This window comes from Micromonospora sp. ATLC20 (genome assembly GCF_057196585.1).
Genome location: NZ_JBXUOV010000230.1, coordinates 1 through 7,769, shown reverse-complemented (window position 1 = coordinate 7,769; position 7,769 = coordinate 1). Strand labels below are relative to the sequence as shown.

The following is a 7,769-nucleotide window of genomic DNA, read 5'->3' as shown; positions in this document are numbered from 1 at the left end:
GCCCCGGTCGCCGCGCCGGCGCTGCCCGCGCCGCGCCGCCGCCGCACCGCGGTACGCGCCGAGTTCGGCGTCGCCGCCGACCGCCCGCTGATCCTGTCGGTGGGCCGGCTGCATCCGCAGAAGCGGTACGACGTGCTGATCGACGCCGCCGCCCGCTGGCGGACCCGTACCCCCGCCCCGCTCGTGGTGGTCGCGGGCAGCGGTCCGGCGTACCTGCCGCTTGCCGCCCGGATCTCGGCCGCCCGCGCGCCGGTGACGCTGCTCGGGCACCGCACCGACGTGGCGGACCTGCTCGGCGCCGCCGACCTCGCGGTGGTGACGAGCGACTGGGAGGCCCGCCAGTTGTTCGCGCAGGAGGCGCTGCGGGCCGGCGTACCGCTGGTCGCGACCGCCGTCGGCGGTCTGCCGGACCTGGTCGGCGACGCGGCGGTGCTGGTGCCGCCGGGCGACGTGGACGCCGTCGAAGCGGCGGTGCGCGACCTGCTCGACGACCCCGCCCGCCGGGCCGACCTGGGCCGGCGCGGCCTGGCCCGGGCCGCGACCTGGCCCACCGAGGCGGACACCGTGGCCGCGCTCGCCGGCCTCTACGCCGAGCTGACGCCGCAGCTCTCCACCGGGAACCGCTGATGCTGCGCAGACTGACCCCGGTGCTGCTGACCCTGGTCGTGGTGGTGCTCGGTATCACCGCGTTGTCCGCCCGCCCGGACGACGGCGCGACCCGGCCGAACGCCGACTACGTTGTGCTCGTCGGCGCGGCGGGCCTGCGGTGGGACGACGTCGACCCGGAGAACACGCCGACGCTGTGGCGGATGGCCGAGCAGGGCGCGATCGGGTCGCTCTCGGTGCGCTCCGCGCACCGCCCCACCTGCCCGGTCGACGGCTGGCTCACGCTCGGCGCGGGGAACTTCGCCGCCTGGCCCGGCGCCCGCCCGAGCGGCGGCTGCCCGGCCACCGCCGTCACAGTCGAACGGCCCGACGGCATCGGCGCGAACCTGCCCGACCAGGCCAGCGCGGTCGTGCACAACCAGGAGCAGCTCTCCTGGGGCGCCACGCCCGGTGCGCTGGCCGAGTCGGTGCGCTGCTCGGTGGCGGTCGGGCCGGGCGCCGCGGTGGCCGCCGCCCGCCCGTTCGGCCGGGTCGACAGGTACGCGCCCACGCTCCCCGATGACCCGGCCGAACTGCTCGGCTCCTGCGTGCTGAGCATCGTCGACGTCGGCACCGTCGACGACGACGACCCGGAGGTACGGGCAGCGCAGGCGCGGCAGGCCGACGCCCGGCTGGCCCGGGTGCTCGCCGCCCGGCCGCCGCGCTCGCTGGTGCTGGTCGCCGGCGTGTCCGACACCGACTCCCCGGCGCGGCTGCACGTCGCTGTCGCCGACGGCCCCGGCTGGGAGGGCGGCTGGCTGACCTCGCCCAGCACCGCCCGGTCCGGCTACCTGCAACTGATCGACCTGGCCCCGACCGTGCTCGCCGTGCTGGACAAGCCGATGCCGGAACGGGCGTTCCTCGGCCGCCCCGCGGTGACAGTCGACGACCGGCCGGACGACCTGCGGGCCGCGATCGAGGCGCCGGCCGACGCGGACCGGGAGGCCGCCGCCCAGCGCCGCGTCGCCGGCTGGTTCTTCACGCTGCTGGCCGCCGCGCAGCTCGCCCTCGCCGTGGCGGTGCTGCCGCTGCTGCGCCGGGCCCGCCGGCTCGCCGGCCCGCACGGGCCGGAACCGGTGTCCCCGCGCATCGTCGCCGTGGTGGAACTGATGCTGATCGCCGCCGCGCTCGCCGTGCCCGCGGCGTTGCTCGCCGACGCCGTGCCCTGGTGGCGCGGCGACCACGCCGGCCTCTGGTACGCCTCGGTGACCGCGCTGCTCATCGTCGGCGGCACCGCGGCGGTCCGGTTCACCCCTGGACACGAGCGCACCCTCGGCCCGCTCGGGGCGGTGGCCGGGCTGGCCACGCTCGTCGTCGGCGTGGACGTGCTCACCGGCTCCCGCCTGCAGCTCAACGGCGTGGTCGGCTACTCGGCGCTGGAGGGCGGCCGGTACGCCGGGCTCGGCACCGTCGGGCTGGGCGTGTTCATCGCCGGGGCGCTGCTGTGCGGCGGCTGGCTCGCCCAGCGGTTCCGCAAGGGCTGGCGGCCGATGGTGATGGTGACTGTCGGCGGGCTCGCTGTGGTGATAGTGGGCAGCCCGTACCTGGGCGCCGACTCGATCGGCGCGATCGCGCTCACCGCCGGCGTCAGCGTAGCGGCAGCGATCTGCAGCGGCGGCTGGCTCACCGTGAGCCGGCTGGCCTGGGCCACCATGGCCGCGCTGGCGGTCACCGTCGGCTTCGCCCTGGTCGACCTGGGCCGTCCGGCGGACGAGCGGGGCAGCCTGGGCCGGTTCCTGGCCGCTGTGGGCGACGGCACCGGCGGGCTCACCGTGCACCGGTCCAGCAGCTCCAACATCCAGACGCTGGTGAACAGCCCGCTCACCGTGCTGGCCCTGGCCGGGGCGGCGCTGGTCTGGCTCGCGCTGCTCCAGCCGTGGGGCGGGCTGATGCGGCTGTTCGGCATCTACCCGGCGATCCGGGCGGCGATGGCCGGCACCGCCGTGGCCGTCGGGCTGGGCGGACTCCTCGGCGGGTCGGCGCTGGACGTGGCCGGTGCGGCGGCGGCTCTCGTGGTGCCCATGGCGGCCCTGGCGGCGCTACGGGTGCTCGACCACTCCACCGACCGTACGGTGCCCGACAGCGGCCGTGGCGGGGGCGAGACGGGCACGGTCCCACCGGGCGGCCCGGACGACTCCTCCAGGGGCGGCGCGGCCGGCGACGCCCCCGCCGGCGACGGTGCGGACGGTGGTCGGCCGGCGGGCGACGGTGCGGCCGGTGACGGTGCCGGCGACCCGGGGGAGGCCGGGAAGCCGGCCGGACCGGACGGGCAGGACTCCGCAGGCACGGAGGCGCCGGACGGGCCACGCGCCGACGCCGTCGTGCGGGTGCCCGCGCAGCCGACCCCGGCGTCCTCGGAGATCCCCGCCGGCTGACCCGGGCCGCCCGCGCGGCCCGCCAGGTCTGCCGCCCGCCAGGTCGGGGAGGTGGCGGGGTCGAGGCCCGGTGGAAGGCACCACATCGGCGAGCTGGTGTCGATCAAGGCCCGGACCCGGGCCGGATCCGGCCCGGATCCGGCCTCACGTGCGCCGACAGCGGGTGCGACGCCGGCTCACGGTCCGGATGGTGTTACCGTGGAATCCCGTGGATCGCGTGATCACTCTGCTGATCGGCACGGCGGTTCGCACGACCGCTACGGACGACACGGGAGCAGGCCTTGGCCCCTACAGCACGGACGACCAGGCACATTTTCGTCACCGGGGGCGTCGCCTCCTCGCTGGGTAAGGGCCTCACCGCCTCCAGCCTCGGGAGTCTGCTGACCGCGCGCGGACTGCGCGTGGTGATGCAGAAGCTCGACCCGTACCTGAACGTCGACCCCGGGACGATGAACCCGTTCCAGCACGGCGAGGTCTTCGTCACCGAGGACGGCGCCGAGACCGACCTCGACGTCGGGCACTACGAGCGGTTCCTCGACCGGGACCTCTCCGGCAAGGCGAACGTCACCACCGGCCAGATCTACTCGGCGGTGATCGCCAAGGAGCGGCGCGGGGAGTACCTCGGCGACACGGTGCAGGTCATCCCGCACATCACCAACGAGATCAAGGCCCGCATCCGCGGCATGGCCGACCCGGACGCCGACGGCCAGGTGCCCGACGTGGTGATCACCGAGGTCGGCGGCACGGTCGGCGACATCGAGTCGCTGCCGTTCCTGGAGTCGATCCGGCAGATCCGCCACGACCTGGGCCGGGACAACTGCTTCTACCTGCACGTGTCGCTGGTGCCGTACCTGGCGCCGTCGGGCGAGCTGAAGACCAAGCCGACCCAGCACTCGGTGGCGCAGCTGCGCAGCATCGGCATCCAGCCCGACGCGCTGGTGCTGCGCTGCGACCGGGAGATCCCGGAGAAGGTCAAGGAGAAGCTGTCGCTGTACTGCGACGTCGACCGGGAGGCGGTCACCGCCGCGCCGGACGCGCCGAGCATCTACGACATCCCGAAGGTGCTGCACCGGGAGGGCCTCGACGCGTACGTGGTGCGCCGGCTCGGCCTGTCGTTCCGCGACGTGGACTGGACCCGCTGGGACGACCTGCTGGAGCGGGTGCACCAGCCCCGGCACACGATCACCGTCGCGCTCGTCGGCAAGTACGTCGACCTGCCCGACGCGTACCTGTCGGTCAGCGAGGCGATCCGGGCGGCCGGGTTCGGCCACCGCGCCCGGGTGCAGCTCAAGTGGGTGCCCAGCGACGACTGCGTGACCCCGGCGGGTGCCGCCGCCGCGCTGTCCGGCGTCGACGGCATCGTGATCCCCGGCGGCTTCGGCGTCCGCGGCATCGAGGGCAAGGTCGGCACCGCCCGGTACGCGCGGGAGAACGGCATCCCGCTGCTGGGCCTCTGCCTCGGCCTGCAGTGCATGACCATCGAGGTGGCCCGGCACCTGGCCAACCTCGACGGTGCGAACTCCCTGGAGTTCGACGAGGAGGCCGTGCACCCGGTCATCGCCACCATGGCCGACCAGGAGGACATCGTCGCCGGGCGCGGCGACCTGGGCGGCACCATGCGGCTCGGTGCGTACCCGGCCAAGCTGGCCGAGGGTTCGATCGTCGCCGAGGCGTACGGCAGCACCGAGGTCAGCGAGCGGCACCGGCACCGGTACGAGGTGAACAACGCCTACCGCGACCAGCTCACCAAGGCCGGCCTGACCATCTCCGGCACGTCGCCGGACGGGCGGCTGGTCGAGTTCGTCGAGCTGGACCGCAACCTGCACCCCTTCTTCGTGGCCACCCAGGCGCACCCGGAGCTCAAGAGCCGCCCCACCCGGCCGCACCCGCTGTTCGCCGCGTTCGTCGGCGCCGCCGTGGCGTACTCGCAGGCCGACCAGCTGCCGGTGGACCTGGACGGCGCGGCGAAGAAGGCCGGCCGCGGCGGTGGCGCGAAGGCGTCCGCGAAGTGAGCGGCCGGTCCGCGCGAGCGGGCGGGGAGCCGGCGTGAGCGGCGTCGAGCACCGGTACGAGGTGACCGGCCGCCGCCAGATCTGGTCCGGCCGGATCTTCTCGGTGGTCAGCGACGACGTCACCATGCCCGGCGGCGGCAGTGCGACCCGCGACTACGTGCGGCACGTCGGCGCGGTCGCCGTGGTGGCGCTCGACGACGCCGGTCAGGTGGTGCTGATCCGCCAGTACCGGCACCCGGTCGGCCGGCACCTGTGGGAGCTGCCCGCCGGGCTGATGGACGTCGGCGGCGAGGATCTGGCCGCCGCCGCGCTGCGGGAGCTGGCCGAGGAGGCGGACCTGACCGCGGGCCGCGTCGACGTGCTCGTCGACCTGCACAGCTCGCCCGGGTTCACCGACGAGGTGGTGCGGGTCTTCCTGGCCCGCGACCTGGCCGACGTGCCGGCCGACCAGCGGCACGACCGGCACGACGAGGAGGCCGACCTCCAGGTGGTCCGGGTGGACCTGGATGAGGCGGTGCGGATGGTGCTGGCCGGCGAGATCACCAACGCGTCCTGCGTGGCCGGTCTGCTCGCCGCCGCCCGCGCCCGCGACACCGGCTTCACCGGGCTGCGCCGCCCGGAGGCGTCGCTGCCGCGCTGATCCGGCACGGACGACGAAGGGGCCGCCCGGTGCGACGCACCGCGCGGCCCCTTCCGTGTGCCTGCGCTCAGTCGCGCAGCGGGCGTCCCTGCCCGTCGACACCGCCGTTGACCAGGATCAGGATGCCGTCGACGAGGCCCCAGATCGCACCGAAGCCGCACGTCACGAGCGTGACGATGAGCTGGATGACACCGGTCTTGGTGTCGCCCATGTAGAACCGGCCGATGCCGAAGCCGCCGAGCAGGATCTGAAGCACACCCGCGACGACCTTGCTCTTGTCCGAGACGCCCTGCGGGTACTGCTGATAAGGAGTGGTCATGAGCGGACACAATAGTGATCGGTTCACATCCTGTCGGCCTCGCCACCCAGCCGGTGGGAAGATGTCATCGAACTTTGTCCTCTCGGCGGATGGCGTCTCCACCGGGCAGTCCGAGGCATGCCTGACACACCGTCAGGACCAGCGGGCACCGGATGTCACAGTGTCGCCGTCCGTGGGCTTCCCACGGGCCTAGACTGCCGCCGGCGGGACAGGAGGACCGCGCCGGCAACGGAGCCGGCGCGGCCGCGCAGTCGGGGGTGAGCCGCCCCGGAGGAAGGTGTCTGCATCGTGAAGGTCGGAATCCCCCGCGAGGTCAAGAACCACGAGTACCGGGTGGCGATCACGCCCGCCGGCGTCAACGAGTTCACCCGCCACGGCCACGAGGTCTTCGTGGAGGCAGGCGCCGGAGTCGGCTCCAGCATCACCGACGACGAGTTCGCCGCCGCCGGCGCGAAGATCCTGGCCACCGCCGACGAGGTGTGGGACACCGCCGATCTGGTGCTGAAGGTCAAGGAGCCGATCGCCGAGGAGTACCACCGGATGCGCGAGGGGCAGGTGCTGTTCACCTACCTGCACCTGGCCGCGTCCCGCGAGTGCACCGACGCGCTGGTCGACCGGAAGGTCACCGGCATCGCGTACGAGACGGTCGAGCTGCCCGACCGCTCGCTGCCGCTGCTGGCCCCGATGTCCGAGGTGGCCGGCCGCCTCGCCCCGCAGGTGGGCGCCTTCTACATGATGCGCACCGGTGGCGGTCGGGGCGTGCTGCCCGGCGGCGTCTCCGGTGTGTACGCCGCGAAGACCGTGGTCATCGGAGCGGGCGTGTCCGGCCTGAACGCCGCCGCCATCGCGCTCGGCCTGCAGTCCGAGGTGCTGCTGCTGGACAAGAACGTGGCCCGGCTGCGCTCCGCCGACGCCATCTACCGGGGCCACCTGCAGACCGTCGCCTCCAACGCGTACGAGATCGAGCGGGCCGTGCTCGACGCGGACCTGGTCATCGGCGCGGTGCTGGTGCCCGGCGCGAAGGCCCCGAAGCTCATCTCCAACGAGCTGGTCTCCCGGATGAAGCCGGGCAGCGTGCTCGTCGACATCGCCATCGACCAGGGCGGCTGCTTCGAGGACTCGCGCCCGACCACGCACGCCGACCCGGTCTACAAGGTCCACGACTCGATCTTCTACTGCGTGGCGAACATGCCCGGCGCGGTGCCGAACACCAGCACCTACGCGCTGACGAACGTCACCCTGCCGTACGCCCTCGAACTGGCGAACCAGGGCTGGCAGCAGGCGCTGCGCAACGACCCGGCGCTGGCCCTCGGTCTGAACACCCACGCCGGCAAGGTCGTCTACGGCCCGGTCGCCGAGGCGCACGGCATGGACGTGCTGCCGCTGGACGAGGTGCTGAGCTGACCGACGCCGCAGTGCGCGCGGCCGGCGCGGAACCCGCGCCGGCCCTGCGCCGTGCGGTCCGGACCTATCTGGACCACCTCACCGTCGAACGCGGGCTGTCCGCGAACACGCTCGCCTCGTACCGCCGGGACCTGGACCGCTACCTCGCCACACTGGCCGCCGCCGGGGTGGACGACCTGGCCGCAGCCGGGCCCGCGCAGGTCGAGGCCCACCTGGCCCGGCTGCGCGCCGGCGACGACGACCACCCGCCGCTCGCCGTCTCCTCCGCCGCCCGCGCGGCCAGCGCGGTACGCGGCCTGCACCGCTTCGCGTTGCGTGAGGGCCTCGCCGGCGCCGACCCCAGCCGCGACGTCCGCCCGCCCGCACCGCCGCGC

The 7,769-nt window shown here is 74.4% G+C and carries 7 protein-coding genes; 6 read left to right on the top strand and 1 reads right to left on the bottom strand.

Features of this window, described 5'->3' with window-relative positions:
• From AC2CHG_RS28385 to AC2CHG_RS28370, 4 genes are all read left to right on the top strand, one after another.
• A partial coding sequence (locus tag AC2CHG_RS28385; protein ID WP_484525950.1) for a glycosyltransferase family 4 protein occupies positions 1 to 627 on the top strand: 627 nt, incomplete at its 5' end.
• Complete coding sequence (locus AC2CHG_RS28380) at positions 627 to 3,020, top strand: hypothetical protein (RefSeq protein ID WP_484525949.1); 2,394 nt, start codon at positions 627 to 629, stop codon at positions 3,018 to 3,020. The genes AC2CHG_RS28385 and AC2CHG_RS28380, both read left to right, overlap by 1 nt.
• Positions 3,021 to 3,301: 281 nt before the next feature.
• Positions 3,302 to 5,032 (top strand): CTP synthase, encoded by a 1,731-nt coding sequence (gene pyrG / locus AC2CHG_RS28375; protein ID WP_484525948.1) that lies wholly within the window; start codon positions 3,302 to 3,304, stop codon positions 5,030 to 5,032.
• 34 nt (positions 5,033 to 5,066) lie between these two features.
• Positions 5,067 to 5,672 carry an NUDIX domain-containing protein gene (locus AC2CHG_RS28370; protein ID WP_484525947.1) on the top strand — a complete coding sequence of 202 codons (606 nt, stop codon included), beginning with the start codon at positions 5,067 to 5,069 and terminating at the stop codon, positions 5,670 to 5,672.
• A gap of 67 nt (positions 5,673 to 5,739) precedes the next feature.
• Here the strand turns inward: AC2CHG_RS28370 and AC2CHG_RS28365 are convergent, their stop codons facing one another.
• A complete protein-coding gene (locus AC2CHG_RS28365) occupies positions 5,740 to 6,093 on the bottom strand; it encodes a TM2 domain-containing protein (protein WP_410054965.1) in 354 nt (117 codons plus the stop codon).
• A gap of 186 nt (positions 6,094 to 6,279) precedes the next feature.
• Here AC2CHG_RS28365 and ald point away from each other — a divergent pair, with 186 nt between their 5' ends.
• A complete protein-coding gene (ald, locus tag AC2CHG_RS28360; RefSeq protein ID WP_030274367.1) occupies positions 6,280 to 7,395 on the top strand; it encodes an alanine dehydrogenase in 1,116 nt (371 codons plus the stop codon).
• 11 nt (positions 7,396 to 7,406) lie between these two features.
• Positions 7,407 to 7,769 (top strand): site-specific integrase (locus tag AC2CHG_RS28355; RefSeq protein ID WP_484525946.1); only part of this gene is annotated, 363 nt, incomplete at its 3' end.

Excerpts from the sequence above, each read along its gene's own strand:
- AC2CHG_RS28380 (WP_484525949.1), top strand. The coding sequence starts at position 627 with ATGCTGCGCAGACTGACCCCGGTGCTGCTGACCCTGGTCGTGGTGGTG.